The sequence below is a fragment of the Haloferax sp. Q22 genome, from assembly GCF_001482285.1.
Taxonomy (GTDB): domain Archaea; phylum Halobacteriota; class Halobacteria; order Halobacteriales; family Haloferacaceae; genus Haloferax.
On record NZ_LOEP01000032.1, the window covers coordinates 255633 to 268936 of the forward strand.

At 68.2% G+C, this 13304-nt stretch carries 17 protein-coding genes; 7 read left to right on the plus strand and 10 right to left on the minus strand.

Annotated elements, in window-relative coordinates; translation table 11 throughout:
- The first annotated feature begins 38 nt into the window (after positions 1-38).
- The 3 genes from AM590_RS15090 to AM590_RS15100 all read left to right on the plus strand — a co-directional run bounded on the left by AM590_RS15090 (position 39) and on the right by AM590_RS15100 (position 2300).
- Positions 39-305: a hypothetical protein gene (locus AM590_RS15090; RefSeq protein WP_058828185.1), complete on the plus strand. Its 267-nt coding sequence runs from the start codon at positions 39-41 to the stop codon at positions 303-305.
- Between the two features lie 204 nt (positions 306-509).
- Entirely contained in the window at positions 510-1262 is a 753-nt protein-coding gene (locus tag AM590_RS15095) for a hypothetical protein (protein ID WP_058828186.1), read from the plus strand.
- 240 nt (positions 1263-1502) lie between these two features.
- Positions 1503-2300 carry a ZIP family metal transporter gene (locus AM590_RS15100; protein WP_058828187.1) on the plus strand — a complete coding sequence of 266 codons (798 nt, stop codon included), beginning with the start codon at positions 1503-1505 and terminating at the stop codon, positions 2298-2300.
- A 95-nt stretch (positions 2301-2395) separates the two neighbouring features.
- On the opposite strand, the gene AM590_RS15105 is transcribed toward AM590_RS15100, so the two are convergent.
- The 3 genes from AM590_RS15105 to AM590_RS15115 form a co-directional block, all read right to left on the minus strand.
- Positions 2396-2680: a hypothetical protein gene (locus tag AM590_RS15105; protein WP_008092543.1), complete on the minus strand. Its 285-nt coding sequence runs from the start codon at positions 2678-2680 to the stop codon at positions 2396-2398.
- 126 nt (positions 2681-2806) lie between these two features.
- Positions 2807-3562, minus strand: a complete 756-nt coding sequence (locus AM590_RS15110) for an ABC transporter permease (protein WP_058828188.1) — start codon at positions 3560-3562, stop codon at positions 2807-2809.
- Positions 3559-4506, minus strand: coding sequence for an ABC transporter ATP-binding protein (locus tag AM590_RS15115; protein ID WP_058828189.1), 948 nt, complete (start codon positions 4504-4506; stop codon positions 3559-3561). The genes AM590_RS15110 and AM590_RS15115 overlap by 4 nt, the downstream gene beginning before the upstream one ends.
- A 138-nt stretch (positions 4507-4644) precedes the next feature.
- On the opposite strand from AM590_RS15115, the gene AM590_RS15120 reads away from it, so the two are divergent.
- Entirely contained in the window at positions 4645-6039 is a 1395-nt protein-coding gene (locus AM590_RS15120; protein ID WP_058828190.1) for a sorbosone dehydrogenase family protein, read from the plus strand.
- A gap of 39 nt (positions 6040-6078) precedes the next feature.
- Here AM590_RS15120 and AM590_RS15125 read toward each other — a convergent pair whose 3' ends face one another.
- Positions 6079-7077: a Gfo/Idh/MocA family protein gene (locus tag AM590_RS15125; protein ID WP_058828191.1), complete on the minus strand. Its 999-nt coding sequence runs from the start codon at positions 7075-7077 to the stop codon at positions 6079-6081.
- A gap of 79 nt (positions 7078-7156) precedes the next feature.
- On the opposite strand from AM590_RS15125, the gene AM590_RS15130 reads away from it, so the two are divergent.
- The gene (locus AM590_RS15130) at positions 7157-7405 is read left to right on the plus strand and encodes a hypothetical protein (protein WP_058828192.1); all 249 of its coding nucleotides are present in this window, start codon (positions 7157-7159) and stop codon (positions 7403-7405) included.
- A 52-nt stretch (positions 7406-7457) separates the two neighbouring features.
- Positions 7458-8480: an aldo/keto reductase gene (locus tag AM590_RS15135; protein ID WP_058828193.1), complete on the plus strand. Its 1023-nt coding sequence runs from the start codon at positions 7458-7460 to the stop codon at positions 8478-8480.
- Between the two features lie 60 nt (positions 8481-8540).
- On the opposite strand, the gene AM590_RS15140 is transcribed toward AM590_RS15135, so the two are convergent.
- The 4 genes from AM590_RS15140 to AM590_RS15155 all read right to left on the minus strand — a co-directional run bounded on the left by AM590_RS15140 (position 8541) and on the right by AM590_RS15155 (position 11344).
- Entirely contained in the window at positions 8541-8945 is a 405-nt protein-coding gene (locus AM590_RS15140; protein WP_058828194.1) for a metal-dependent hydrolase, read from the minus strand.
- Between the two features lie 11 nt (positions 8946-8956).
- Positions 8957-9190 (minus strand): SelT/SelW/SelH family protein, encoded by a 234-nt coding sequence (locus tag AM590_RS15145; protein ID WP_058828195.1) that lies wholly within the window; start codon positions 9188-9190, stop codon positions 8957-8959.
- Between the two features lie 67 nt (positions 9191-9257).
- Entirely contained in the window at positions 9258-9914 is a 657-nt protein-coding gene (locus tag AM590_RS15150; protein ID WP_058828196.1) for a hypothetical protein, read from the minus strand.
- 23 nt (positions 9915-9937) lie between these two features.
- Positions 9938-11344, minus strand: a complete 1407-nt coding sequence (locus AM590_RS15155; protein ID WP_058828229.1) for a heme o synthase — start codon at positions 11342-11344, stop codon at positions 9938-9940.
- A gap of 162 nt (positions 11345-11506) precedes the next feature.
- On the opposite strand from AM590_RS15155, the gene coxB reads away from it, so the two are divergent.
- A complete protein-coding gene (gene coxB, locus AM590_RS15160; protein ID WP_058828197.1) occupies positions 11507-12268 on the plus strand; it encodes a cytochrome c oxidase subunit II in 762 nt (253 codons plus the stop codon).
- 120 nt (positions 12269-12388) lie between these two features.
- On the opposite strand, the gene AM590_RS15165 is transcribed toward coxB, so the two are convergent.
- Positions 12389-12817 carry an adenylyltransferase/cytidyltransferase family protein gene (locus tag AM590_RS15165; RefSeq protein ID WP_058828198.1) on the minus strand — a complete coding sequence of 143 codons (429 nt, stop codon included), beginning with the start codon at positions 12815-12817 and terminating at the stop codon, positions 12389-12391.
- Positions 12814-13299 carry a Mov34/MPN/PAD-1 family protein gene (locus tag AM590_RS15170; RefSeq protein ID WP_058566687.1) on the minus strand — a complete coding sequence of 162 codons (486 nt, stop codon included), beginning with the start codon at positions 13297-13299 and terminating at the stop codon, positions 12814-12816. The genes AM590_RS15165 and AM590_RS15170 overlap by 4 nt, the downstream gene beginning before the upstream one ends.
- Between the last annotated feature and the right edge of the window lie 5 nt (positions 13300-13304).

Sequence of the window (13304 nt, forward strand, 5' to 3'; positions counted from 1 at the left end):
GCCAAACACATAATGTCATCCCCCGAAAACGACGGGTTATGTCGACACCCACCGACGACACGCCGCTCCACCGGACCACCGGCGCGAAAGTCGCCGTCGTGGTCTTCCTCGTGGTGACGCTCGCCTACGCGCTCCTCATCGCCCAGCAGATTCTCGCGTGGGTGTTCCTCCTCGTCACCATTGTCGTCCTCTGGTACGCCGCCCGACTCGTCGTCGCCATGGAGGAAATCGCGACACAGCTCGGTCGCCTCGCCGACGAGCGCGCCGGTTCCACCGACCGCGGCGACGAATCAAGCTGGGATTAAACCGCGGCCGACGCGACCGAACCCAAGACCGTCTCACCGGCGAGCGGGTCAACCAAGTGACGGGCGCTTCGGCCCGAAACCCTCCACATCGTCCGTTTCCACCGAATATCGATGAATCCGGAGGGTACCGATTACGAGATAATTTTATTCATGGTTCTACTATTCTTAACTAACCTCTGAGCGCGCGATGTTCCACCCGGAACAATGTACCCGTTACAAGTCACGTTGACCGAGTCCATCGCAGAGTTGACCAACGCCGTGCTCGCGTTCGTCCCGCGGCTCGTGGGCGCGCTCTTAATCCTCATCGTCGGCTGGTTCATCGGCAGCATCGCGGCCCGACTCATCACGCGAATCGCCGACCGCGTCGAGGTGGATAAGGCCGTGTTGGCGACGCCCGTCGGGAAGATTCTCGGCGGAACAGAAAAGGCGGTATCGAGCGCGTTCGGGACGCTCGGTAAGTGGTTCGTCTACGCCATCGCGGTCCTCGCGGCCGCCGACGTGCTCGCGGTCGACCTGTTCTCCGAATGGGTCTCGACCGCGGCGTCGTACGCGCCGTCGTTCGTGGCCGGCCTGCTCGTCATCGTCCTCGGGTTCGTCGTCGCCGACTTCATCGGTGACGCCATCACGCGAACCCGCGCGGCGACCGAGACGCCGTACACGAGCGTCTTCGCGGTCGGCACCCGGATGTTCCTCTACTTCACCGCCGTCGTCATCGGCCTGAGCACGATGGGCATCGACGTGGCCATCCTGTTCACCATCGCGCAGGCGTTCGCGTGGGGCATCGCCGCGGCCCTCGCCATCGGCGTCGGCGGCGCGGTCGCCTTCGGCGCGCGCGACTACGTCTCGGCCAACGTCGAGCGCTGGATGGGGTCGGCCCGCTCCGTCGCGGCCACCCCCGTCTCCCCGATGGGCGGCGACAGCGACTCGCCCGAGGGCGCGTCGCCGGCAGACGACTGAACACGCTCCGCCCGGTGCGCCCGGTACGAGCGCACCGCGGAACCGACACCTTTCTTCGCTGACTACTGCCCTCGAACCGACGCTCGCACAGATGTATCAGAATATCTATTTTAACGCTGCCCGGGCTTTTTGGCCCGTCTAAACCATATGGGGCCTTCTACGGGACATTCAATTGTTTAGGTAAGCCAAAAATATCTGTGATATGATAATACTTATCGGCACCGAGTGGCTACGTTCGGTATGGACCAGTTTGCCGCTCTCGCGTTCGTCTTTCTCGCCGGGCTCGTCACGGCCATCGCCACCGGTCTCGGCGCGATTCCGTTCTTCTTCGTCTCGGACGTGAGCGACCGCTGGAACGTGGCGCTGTGGGGCATCGCCTCGGGCATCATGGTGTCGGCGTCGCTGTTCGGGCTCGTCTTCGAGGGGCTCGCTAACGGGACGCCGCTCCAACTCGGTATCGGGATGCTCGCGGGCGTCGCGCTCGTCCTCGTCGCCCACCACGTCATCGAGGGTGCGGAGGTCAACCCGAAGCAGTACGAGGAGGCCGACTTCCGTAAACTGCTGTTGATTCTCGGCATCCTCACCGTCCACAGTTTCCCCGAGGGCGTCGCCGTCGGCGTCTCCTTCGCCGACCTCGGCCTCGACGGCGGTTTCCAGCTGTTCGGCTTCGTCGTCCCGCTGCTCGCGGTGTTCATGACTATCGCCATCTCGATTCACAACGTCCCCGAGGGGCTCGCCATCTCCATCCCGCTGCGATCGATGAACGTCTCGAACTGGAAGCTCGTCTGGTGGGCTATCTTCTCCAGTCTGCCTCAGCCCATCGGCGCGGTCATCGCCTTCTACTTCGTCCGCATCGCCCGGGAGTTCCTCCCGTTCGGCTTCGGCTTCGCCGCGGGCGCGATGGTCTTTCTCGTCCTCACGGAGTTCATCCCCGAGGCGCTCGAACTCGGCGAGCGCCTCCCGCGCGGCGGTCGGGCCGAACTGCTCGCGGGGCTCGTCGCCGGCTTCGTCATCATGGTCCCGCTGGCGTTCATCTGAGCGTGGCGGACCCGTCACGACGGCTCAGACGCCCGGCTCTCGCCTTCGACTCGGAACGGCAGAGAAAACAGCGAACTGCGAGCCGCGAATGCGGCTTAGTGCGAGTGGCCGAGCGCGTCCGAGAGCGGGACGCCGAAGCGGTCCTCGAACAGCTCTTCCATCTTCTCGTTGATTTCGGCGATGTCGGCCGGCGCGCCGCCTTCGCTGTGGTGAGCGACGACGTGTGCCTGCTGTGCGAACGCCTGCACGACGACGTCGGCGACGACGTCGGTCGGGTCTTCGCCCTGCTCCGAGAAGATGTCGACGAGGCCCGCGGGGAGTTCCAGCGCTTCGGTGTCTCCGTCCGGTCCCTCGATGGTGTACGTCTCAGTTTCGACCATGCCACCACGTGGGGTCGGCCGCGGGTTAAGGCTTGAGTTTGCGGGCGCGTCGGGTCCCGCGCGAGCGACCCGGACGCCCCGAGTGCGCCGACTCACGAGTGGCGGCCGAGCGGCGTCCGCGTCCCCTCAGTCGGTCCGCGGAATCGCCACCGTTCCCGCCGCGAAAAAGGCGACTGCGAGCGCCGCGAGCACCGCGAGGTTCGTGAGCCAGTCGCCGCCGCCGTAGGTGAGCGCCCGGACGCCGCGGGCGAAGTACGTGAGCGGCGAGAGGTTCAGCGCCGGGACGAACCACGCCGGCAGCAGGTCGGGCGTCACGAACGTCTCCGAGAGGAACAACAGGGGAAGCGCGATGGCGTTGCTCGCGGCGATGACGCCGTCTTGCGAGTCGGCGACGCTCCCGATGACGGCCCCGAGGCCGCAAAAGAGCGTCACGCCGAGCGCGACGAAGGGGACGATGGCGAGCGTCGCGGGCCGCAGCGGAATCGACGCCCCAGTCACGAGCGCCGACAGCGCGAGGAGCAACAGCGCCGCGAGACCGATGACGACGACGTTGACGAGCGAGTGCGCGAGAAGCCACTCGGCGCGGGACAGCGGCGTCGTCGCCAGCTTCTCGAAGCGACTTCCCTCGCGGTGGCGGGCGATGGTGCTGCCGACCCGCGACAGCGGGGTGAACAGCACGACGACCGCGAGGTAGCCGGCGATGTAGTACTCCTTCGGCTCGGCGAACAGGCCGCCGCCGGTCGGCTGGGTCTGCACGAGCGCCCCGAAGATAACGACGATGATGGCGGGGAAGAAGAACGTGAAGAAGACCGCCGTCCGCCGCCGGAGGAACGCGTGCCACGAGGCGACGAACTCCGAGCGGACGCGGGCGGCGAGGCTCATCTGTCACCTCCGACCGCGGCGGCCGCGGCTGGCCGGGCCGCCTCGAACTGCTCACCGGTCAGAGAGAGGTAGACCTCTTCGAGACCGGGCTGCTTCCAGACGAGTGACTCGTAGACGACGCCCGCGTCGTCGAAGGCGGCGACCACGTCGCCGATGTCGCGCGGGCCGACGCCGTGGACGGTGATGCCGTCTCCCGACACCGTCGCGTCGAGCGCGGCCGGGAGCGACACCGATTCGAGGGCCGCGTCGGCGTCATCGTCGGTTCGGACGACGAGTCGGCTCTCGCCGCCGTACTCGGCGACGAGGTCGTCCGGCCGGCCGACCGTGACGAGTTCGCCCGCGTTGAGCAGGCCCACGCGGTCGGCGAGGCGCTCTATCTCCTCCATCGAGTGGCTGGTGAGAAACACCGTCGTCCCACCGGCGGCGAGGTCTTCGACGAGTCCCCACAGCGACCGGCGGCCCGCCGGGTCGATGCCGGTGGTTGGTTCGTCCAAGAACAGCACGTCGGGGTCGTTGACGAGCGTCAGCGCGATGCAGGTGCGGCGCTGTTGGCCGCCCGAGAGGTTCTCGTACCACGTGTCGGCGGCGTCGGCGAGGCCGACCTCGTCGAGCACCGCGTCGGGGTTGCGGGCGTCGTCGTAGAGCCCCGCGTAGTAGGCCACGAGTTCGCGGGCGGAGAGCCGACCCGCGGGCCGGAACTCCTGCGGGAGGACGCCGAGACGCTGGCGGTCCACCTCGGTCGGGTCGCGCCCGAGGATGGCCGCCGACCCCGAGTCCACTGCGGTCGTGCCCGTGAGGGCGCGAACCAGCGTCGTCTTCCCCGCGCCGTTCGGACCGATGAGGCCGAAGACCTCCCCCTCGGCGACCGACAGGGAGACGCCCGAAAGCGCCTCCACGTCGCCGTAGGACTTCCTGAGGCCGTCGGCGGCGAGTACCTCGTCCATGTCGTATCCGTCGTCACTATCGGGTGGTAAGGGATTCGGAATCGCCGCTCGATTCGAGTCGCGGGGCGGGGCGAACGAGGAGTCCTCTCCGGCCCGACCGTAGCAAGCCTTACTCCGGTCGCGCCGTTCTACGTTGACATGAACGGTTCCCGACGCCACTTCCTCGCCGCGACCGGCGCGACCCTCCTCGGCGGTCTCGCGGGCTGTGCGAGCGCGCCGACCGACGACGGCGCTGGCGGAACGACTGACAGCGACGCGACATCCGACGACACCGATAGCTCGACCGCGACCACGGATGCCGGGGGTGGCGGCTCCCTCTCGGGCCTCGAAGTCGCCTACGAGACGCTAGCGACCGGGTTTGCCTCGCCGGTCGACGTGGCCATTCCCGAGGCGTTCGGCGGGAGCCGACGGTTCGTCGTGGACCAGCCCGGTCGAATCTGGCTCCACGACGACTCGGGACTACAGAGCGAGCCCTATCTCGACATCACCGACCGCGTCGTCGACCTCAGCGGCTACGACGAACGCGGCTTCCTCGGCGTCGCCTTCCACCCCGAGTTCGCCGACGACGGGCGGCTCTACCTCCGGTACAGCGCCCCGCGACGCTCCGGGACTCCCTCCAACTACAGCCACACGTTCGTCCTGAGTGAACTGACGGTCGACCCCGAGGCGACGACCGTCTCGGCCGACTCCGAGCGGACGCTGCTCGAACTCCCCGAACCCCAGTCGAACCACAACGCCGGAGCCGTCGCGTTCGGCCCGGACGGCTACCTCTACGTCGCCACGGGCGACGGCGGCGGCGCGAACGACGAGGGTCGCGGCCACGTCGACGACTGGTACGACGCGGTCCCGGGCGGCAACGGGCAGGACGTGACCGAGAACCTCCTCGGGAGCGTCCTCCGCATCGACGTGGACTCGACCGGCGGCGTCTCCGGCGACGACGACCGACCTTACGGGGTTCCCGAGGACAACCCGCTCGTCGGCTCCGACGGCCGCGACGAGCAGTACGCGTGGGGGCTCAGAAACCCGTGGCGGCTCTCGTTCGACGGCGAAGACTGCTACGTCGCCGACGTGGGACAGGGAGCGTGGGAGGAGGTGAATCTCTTGGAGCGCGGCGGCAACTACGGCTGGAACGTCCGCGAGGGCGCACACTGCTTCCGCGCCGACGACTGCCCGACCGAGACGCCCGACGGCGCGCCGCTCATCGACCCGGTACTGGAGTACCCCCACAGCGGGGACGGTCCGTCTGGCGTGGCCGTCATCGGCGGGCACGTCTACCGCGGCGAGTCGATTCCGGCGCTCTCGGGCGCGTACGTCTTCGCCGACTGGCAGTCCGAGGGGAGACTGTTCGCCGCCCGCCCGAGCGAGTCGCGCCCGTGGGACATCGCTGAGATTCCCGTGGCGGACCGCGACGACGGCGGGGCGAACGTCCTCGCGTTCGGCCGCGCCCCCGACGGCGAACTCTACGTCTGTACGAGCGGCCGACAGCTCGTGACCGGGTCGTCGGGCGCGCTGAACCGGCTGACCGGCGTTTGAGGGTCGCCCCGGGCCACACTCGAAGCCGGAGCGGGGGCGTCAGGCGTCGCCGTCGACGTTGACCCGTCTGCCCGTCGTCGACGACTCGTAGGCCGCCTCGGTCAGGGCGGTTACGTGGAGGGCGTCCTCGGCCGGAATGGCGAGGTCGGCCTCGTCGCGCGCGGCGTCCACGAAGTTCCGGAGCTTCTTCCGGGTCAACTCCTCGAAGTCGGGCGTCGGCGGCGTGGCGGTGTAGGTCGTTCCGCCCTCCGTCACCTCGATGGTCTCGCCGTCGAAGGCGACCATGCCCTCGGTGCCGATGACGCGGAGCGACTCGCCGGGTTCCGGGACGCTCTGTCCGTCGCCGGAGACGCCGACGCTCGCGGTGAGGTGGTCGCCGTCGCGGTCGAGGACGACCGCGAGCGCCGAGTTCACGTCCACGTCGTGGCCGCGGTGGTCGACTGCCGCGGCGACGGTCACCGGCGTCGAGCGCGTCACCCAGAGCATCGCGTCGAGGAGGTGCGACCCCGAGTCGTACAGTTGGCCGCCGCCCGAAAGCGACGGGTCGCCGCGCCACTCGTCTTTCGTCCAGCGAATCCACTCCTGTTCGAGGTGGCAGACCACCATGTGCGGGTCGCCGATGCGACCGCTGTCGATGACGCGCCGTAGTTCGTGGAACCGGGGGTCGAAGTGGCGCTGGTAGCCGACCGCGAGGGTGAGGCCGCGCTCCTCGGCGCGGTCGATGAGCGCCCGCGCGCCGCCGAGGTCGGTCACCATCGGCTTTTCGAGGTGGACGTGGAGGTCGGCATCGAGCGCCGCGAGCGCCTGGTCGAAGTGCTTCGTGTGCGGCGAGGCGATGGTCACCGCGTCGAGGAACTCGGCGTCCAGCAGTTCCTCGGTCGTCTCGTAGGTCGGCACGTCGAACTCGTCGCCGAACTTCTCGCGAACCTCGTCTGCGGGGTCGACGCCGGCGACGACGCGCACGCCCTCCAGTTCGTTGAGGAGGCGGCACTCCAGCACGCCGAGGCTTCCGAGTCCGATACCTGCGACTCTGAACATGCCGTACCAGTCGCGCGGAAGCCGCAAAAGCGTGCGGGCGAGTCGCAAGGGATTCCCGGGTGGCTCGTGTGTGTCGGGCATGGACGACGCAGTCCTCCAGCGGTTCGCCGTCGTGCTCGCGTTGGTCGGTGTGGCCCTTCACCTCGCGGCCCTCGCCGAGAACCCGTCGCAGGGGTTCCTCACCATCGGGTTCGGGGTTCTCCTCCTCGCGCTCGCGCTCGGCGGCGCGCCGGTCACGCGCGAACTGTTCGAGGCAGACGCGAACCGTGCCGAAGCCGAGCAGGATACGACCCGCGCCGAATCGCCCGACGCCGACGGACAAAGCTGAACCTCTCGCCGCTACTCGCACCCTTTAGTCGCCGGCCGTCGTGACATCGACCATGAGCCTCGACTATCGACGACTCGGGTCGACCGGCACCCGCGTCTCGGAACTGTGCTTCGGCACGTGGCGATTCGGTCGAAAGAGCAGCGGCGTCCTGGAGACCGACGAGGAGGAGGCCCACGAACTCCTCGACGCGTTCGAGGAGCGCGGTGGGAACTTCATCGACACCGCCAACGTCTACGGCAACCCGAACGGCACGTCCGAGGAGTACATCGGTAACTGGCTGGCCGAGCGCGACCGCGAGGACTACGTGCTCGCCTCGAAGGTGTACTTCCCGTTCGACGAGGACAACCCTAACGGGCGCGGCCTCTCGCGGACGCACATCCGCAACCAAATCGAGGGGACGCTCGACCGCCTCGACACCGACTACCTCGACCTCTACTACATCCACCGCTGGGACGAGGAGACGCCCATCGAGGAGACGCTCCGGGCGCTCAACGGCCTCGTCGAGGAGGGGAAAGTCAACTACCTCGGCGCGTCCACGATGGCCTCCTGGCAGCTCACGAAGGCGCTGTGGAAGTCCGACGTCAACGACTACGCCCGATTCGACGTGACTCAGCCGCTGTTCCACGCCGGCTACTACGAGGACGTGAAAGACTACCTCGACGTGTGCGGCGACCAGGACATCGCGGTCTGTCCGTACTCGCCGCTCGCGGGCGGCTTCCTCACGGGCAAGTACGAGCGCGCCGACTCCGACGACCCGACTGAGTACGTCGCGCCCGACGGCGCGCGCGGGTCGTTCGACGAGCGGTTCGACCGGTTCTACGTCTCCGAGCGCGGCTGGAAGGTGCTCGACGAGATTCGCGCCGTCGCCGACGAGGTCGACGCCAGCCCCGCGCAGGTCGCGCTCCGCTGGCTGATGGACTACCCCGAGGCGACCGTCGTTCCCATCGTCGGCGCGCGGACGACCGAGCAACTCGACGAGAACGTCGGCGCGGCCGACGTGGACATCTCGTCCGACCAGTGGGAGCGCATCATGAACGCCCGCTACGACGAAGACGGTCGGCGCTGGGGCCACTAAGCGACCGCGGGCGACCGGCGACCGGACACCGACCGCGGCTTCCGTGGCTTTCGACTCTTTTCACGCGATGCCGAGGTCCCGCAGGAAGTCGCAGACGACGTGGACGTAGAGCACGACCGCGAGGAACGCCGCGAGCGACCCGACTCCCGAGAGCGCGAGCGCGCCGACCGCGACGCCGCCGACGAGGTGGTGGCTCAGGAGGCGCTTCCGGTCGAACTCGGTGTCGAACTCCTCGAACACTTGCTCTTGGTCGAGCAGGCCGACCCGCGGATTCGTCACCGCGAGCCGCAGGTTCGCCCAGTCACCGCGCTGGACGCGGGCGATGACGAAGTGGTCGAGGTCGATGAAGACGCTCACGAGGACCGCGCCAGCGACGAGAAGCGGCAGGCTCCCCGGCGGGTCCACGGCGAGCGCGGCGGCCGTGCCGGCAACCGCGCCGACGACGGCGTGTTCGAGTGATTTCACGGGTCTCCCGATCAGCCGACGTGCGGGCGGACCCGCCGGAGCACGAGGTCCGGGTCGAACGCGTCTTCCGACTTGTCCCAGACGCGCTCGCCGTCGACGGTGACGGTGAGGACGCCGTGGTCGCCCGTGACGAGCGCCACGCGGTCGAGGCGGTCGCCGAACTGTTCGAGCAGCGCGTGCTGTAGCTCCTCGGCGCGGTCGAGGAACCCACAGGGGACGCAGTATTCGATTTCGACCTCGGTCATGTCCGGACGTTCACGGCGCGCGGGTAAAAGCGAGGGGGCGGACCGCGAGCGTGCCGAGGCGACGCGACTACTTCCCGAAGCCGGGCCGCCACCGGAGCAGGACCACGGTGACGAGGAAGACCAGCGTCGAGAGGTCGTACGAGAGCGTCGTCACGGTCGCCGCGATGGCCGTCCCGCCGCCGAAGACGCTCGTGGCGACCGACGCGAGGATGGGCCACGAACACGAGACACAAGAGAACAGACCGACGACGCCGGAGACGGCCGCGCCCGCCGCCTCGACGACCGTGTCGTAGACGAGGAACGCGAGCGCCGCGTAGCCGACCACGCGCGCCGGCATGAGGATGAGATTGAACAGGTCGCCGCCGTAGATGAGCGCCGGTCCCCACCCCGGCGGGAGGAAGGCGACGCGGACGCCGCTCGCGCCGCCGGGCACGGGCGTGGTGACGAGGCCCCCGGCGACCGCTAAGAGCGCGAAGTAGCCGACCGCGACGGCGGCCGCCTTGCGCTTCGTCGCGGGCGAGGCGGCCGCAACGTCAGTGTCGAACATGACCCAGAGGCCGACGATGACCCACGCGACGCCGTACAGCGCGTAGCGCGGCGCACCGACGCTCGCCTCGGTGAAAAGCAGGTAGACGAACGCCAGAATCAGCGTCGTGTTCACGGCGAAGGCGGCGCGGAGCAGACTGGCCCGCGAGGGGCGAGGGAGTTCGGATGCGGTTGCCATGTGTGGGGAGTAGCGGTCGGGGCTCAGAGCGCGAGGGTGTCGACGACGATGGCGAGGAGCAACATCCCGAGGTAGGCGTTCGAGGCGTGGAACGCCCGGAAGGCGGCGGTGTCGTCGCGCTCGTAGTGCAGGCGCACGACGAAGTAGAGGAACGCACCGCCGAAGAGGATGCTCGTTACGAGGTAGACAACACCGAGCGCGTCCATGACCGCGAGGCCGGCCGCGGCGACGAGCGTCGCGCCGAGCCACCAGAGGATATGCTTTCGAGTCTCGGTCTCGCCGCGGACGACAGGCATCATTGGGAAGCCGCCGCGGGCGTAGTCGTCCTTGTAGGCCAACGCGAGGTTGTAGAAGTGCGCGGGCGTCCACATGAAGATGACCACGGCGAGGACGATACCGCCGAGGCCGACGTCGCCGGTGACGGCGACCCAGCCGATGAGCGCCGGGAGCGCGCCGGCCGCGCCGCCGATGACGGTGTTCTGGACCGTGTTGGGCTTCAGGATGAGCGTGTAGACGACGCTGTAGAAGGCGATGGCGACGAGGCCGAGGACGGCCGCGAGCCAGTTGACGGACGCGAACAGCGCAACCGACGCGACCGTCAGGAGCAGGCCGAACGCGACGGCGTTGCGGACGGGGACGAGGTCGACCGCGAGCGGTCGGTCGCTGGTCCGCTGCATCCGGCGGTCCACGTCGCGTTCGAGGACGTGGTTGAACGTGCCGGACGCGCCGATAGAGAGGACGCCGCCGCCGAGAGTCGCCGCGATGACCTCGGGCGTGAGGCCGGGCGAGACGGTGCCGGCGAGCGCCATCGCCGCCGACGCGACGAGACAGAGGAGCCACATCAGCCGCGGCTTCATCAGCCGGAAGTACGCGTTGACCGTCGCCTTCGCGCGGGCGACAGGCTCGGTCGGGACGGGCGGTCGCTCGCCGTTGTCAGTCGGGGGACTCATCGACGGCGTTCCGACCGGCGCGTCGTCGGGGTCGCCGGTGTCCGCTTCGAGGGTCCACGCGAGCGCGGCGACGAGACCGCCGAAGATGACCATCCCGAGGACCAAGTGGAGCGTCGAGAATGCGGGGCCGACGCCGACGGTGGCGACGACCGCGCCGAGTCCGGCCTGTGCGGGGTAGAGCACCGCCGACGCGGTGACGGTCGCTCTCACGCGGCGGGACGTGTCGGTTCGCCACGCCGAGACGAGCGTGGCGAGCGTGAGGAGGCCGACGATGACGGCCGCGACGCGGTGGCCGAGAGCGACCCAGCCGTCGAGCGTCGCGGGGAGCGAAAAGCCGTCTCCGCACGCGGGCCAGGCGCTACACGCGGCAGTCGCGTCCGTGAGCGCGGTCGTCGCGCCGACGACGAGCAGGAGATAGACGCCCATCGCGGTCGCGGCGAGCAGGCCGTGGAACGTGTTCGAATCGCGATTCGTGGCCACGAAATTCACCTATGGACCTGTTGGGTCGTCCCGTATTTAGGACCCGCGCTTTTCCGCCTCGCGTTCGGGTGCCGCTCCCCGCGATATGGCGGGGGCGGGTTCATAAACGGCGGGCCGAGAGTCGGTACGCATTTATGCGGTTGTTCCTAAGTCTCGCTCAGCATGAGAAAGACGCGTTTCGCGCTCGCGTCCCTGCTCGCGACGGTCGTGATGGCGCTCGTTGCCACCCCCGCCGCCGCGCAGGCGTCCGCCACGTCGGAACTTATCAATCAGCTCAACGGGAAGCTGCTGTACGTCGCTATCCCGATTACCGTGCTGGTGGAGGTCATCCTCCTCTATACGGTCATCAAGTTCCGCAACAGCGAGCGCGCACTGCCGACCAAGGAGAACCGCCGGCTCGAAATCACGTGGACCATCGCGACAGCGATTATCCTGCTTTTCGTCGGCGTCGCCTCCTACGGCGTGCTGGCCAACGAGAACGTCACGCACCAGGGCAACGACATCGCCATGGACGACGACCCGGTCGTCGTCACGGCCGAGGCCTACCAGTGGGGCTGGAACATGTACTACCCGGAAGAGGGCAACTTCTCGTCGGGTAACGAGATCGTCATCCCCGCCGACCGCCCCGTCTACTTCCAGGTCACCGCAACGGACGTGATACATGGATTCCACGTCCCCGAACTCGGCCTCAAGCAGGACGCGATGCCGGGTTCGACGAACACCATCAAGACCGTCGCCTACGAGGAAGGCACCTACCAGGGCTACTGTACTGAGTACTGCGGCGTCGCCCACTCTCAGATGTACTTCACCGTCGAAGTCGTCTCGCAGGAAGAGTACCAGAACTGGCTCGACGAGCAGCAGTCGGCAAACAGCGAGTCGTCGTCTTCGTCCTCGAACGCCACCGCGACGAACTCCACGCAGTAACGCATCCTCCCTTCTCTTTCGACGCTCCCCGCCGAGTGACGACGCTCGCGCTCGTCGCGGTCGGTCGGCGGAAAAGTCGTCGCGGTCGCAGTCAGTTGTTCTCCGGACGCGGGCAGAACCTCAACAGCGCCGCTCGACGATGCGGTCGATGATGCGACCCGTCGAGAGCAGTTCGTCGTCGTGGCGGAGTTCGCGCGGCGTCGCGCGCGTGACCTCGCAGTCGATGCCGCGGGCGTCGAGGGCGGCTTTGATTCCGTCCTCGTCGTGGTGCTGGTCGTAGCCGAGGACGATGACGTCGGGGTCGATTTTCTCGATAGGGACGAAGATGTCCTCGGCGTGGCCGAGGTGCGCCTCGTCGACCACGTCGAGCGCGGCGACCATGTCGCGGCGCTGTCGGTCGTCGAGTATCGGCTTCGGCTTGTGCGTCACGTTCTCGCCGCGAGCGATGATGACGTGGAGTTCGTCGCCGAGCGACGCGGCGTCCGAGAGGTAGTGGACGTGGCCGGGGTGGAGGATGTCGAAAGTGCCCTGCGCGATGACCCGTCTCATCGGTCCAACTCCGCGTCGATGTCGTCCTGCGTGAAGTCGAAGAACGATTCGGGGTCGGGGAGGTCGACGTCGAGCACGTCGAGGTCGCGGACCTCGCCGGACTGGTCGAACGCCTCCCAGTCGTCGGGGCCGTAGGGCGAGCCGATGATGATGTGGACCCGGCCGCTCCCGAACGTGTCGAGGTCGGCGTCGCTCGGGCGGAGGACGCCGTTCGGGTGGGAGTGAATCGACCCGACGGCGCGGAAGTCGTTCGGGACGAGGTCGTTTCTGACGGTCGCGCTGTAAGGGTCCGAGACGGTCCCCGGGATGATGAGCACGTCCGTCACGACGTAGCCGTCGCGGTCGACGCCGACCCGGCGGGCCTCCTCGCCGCGGAGGAGTCCCATGTACTCGTTCGGATGCGTCTCCGCAGAGGCTTCGAGCGCGAAGTCGAGGGCGTCGGCGGCGATGCCGACGACCTCCCGCGACCGGAAGAGTCGCATACCGA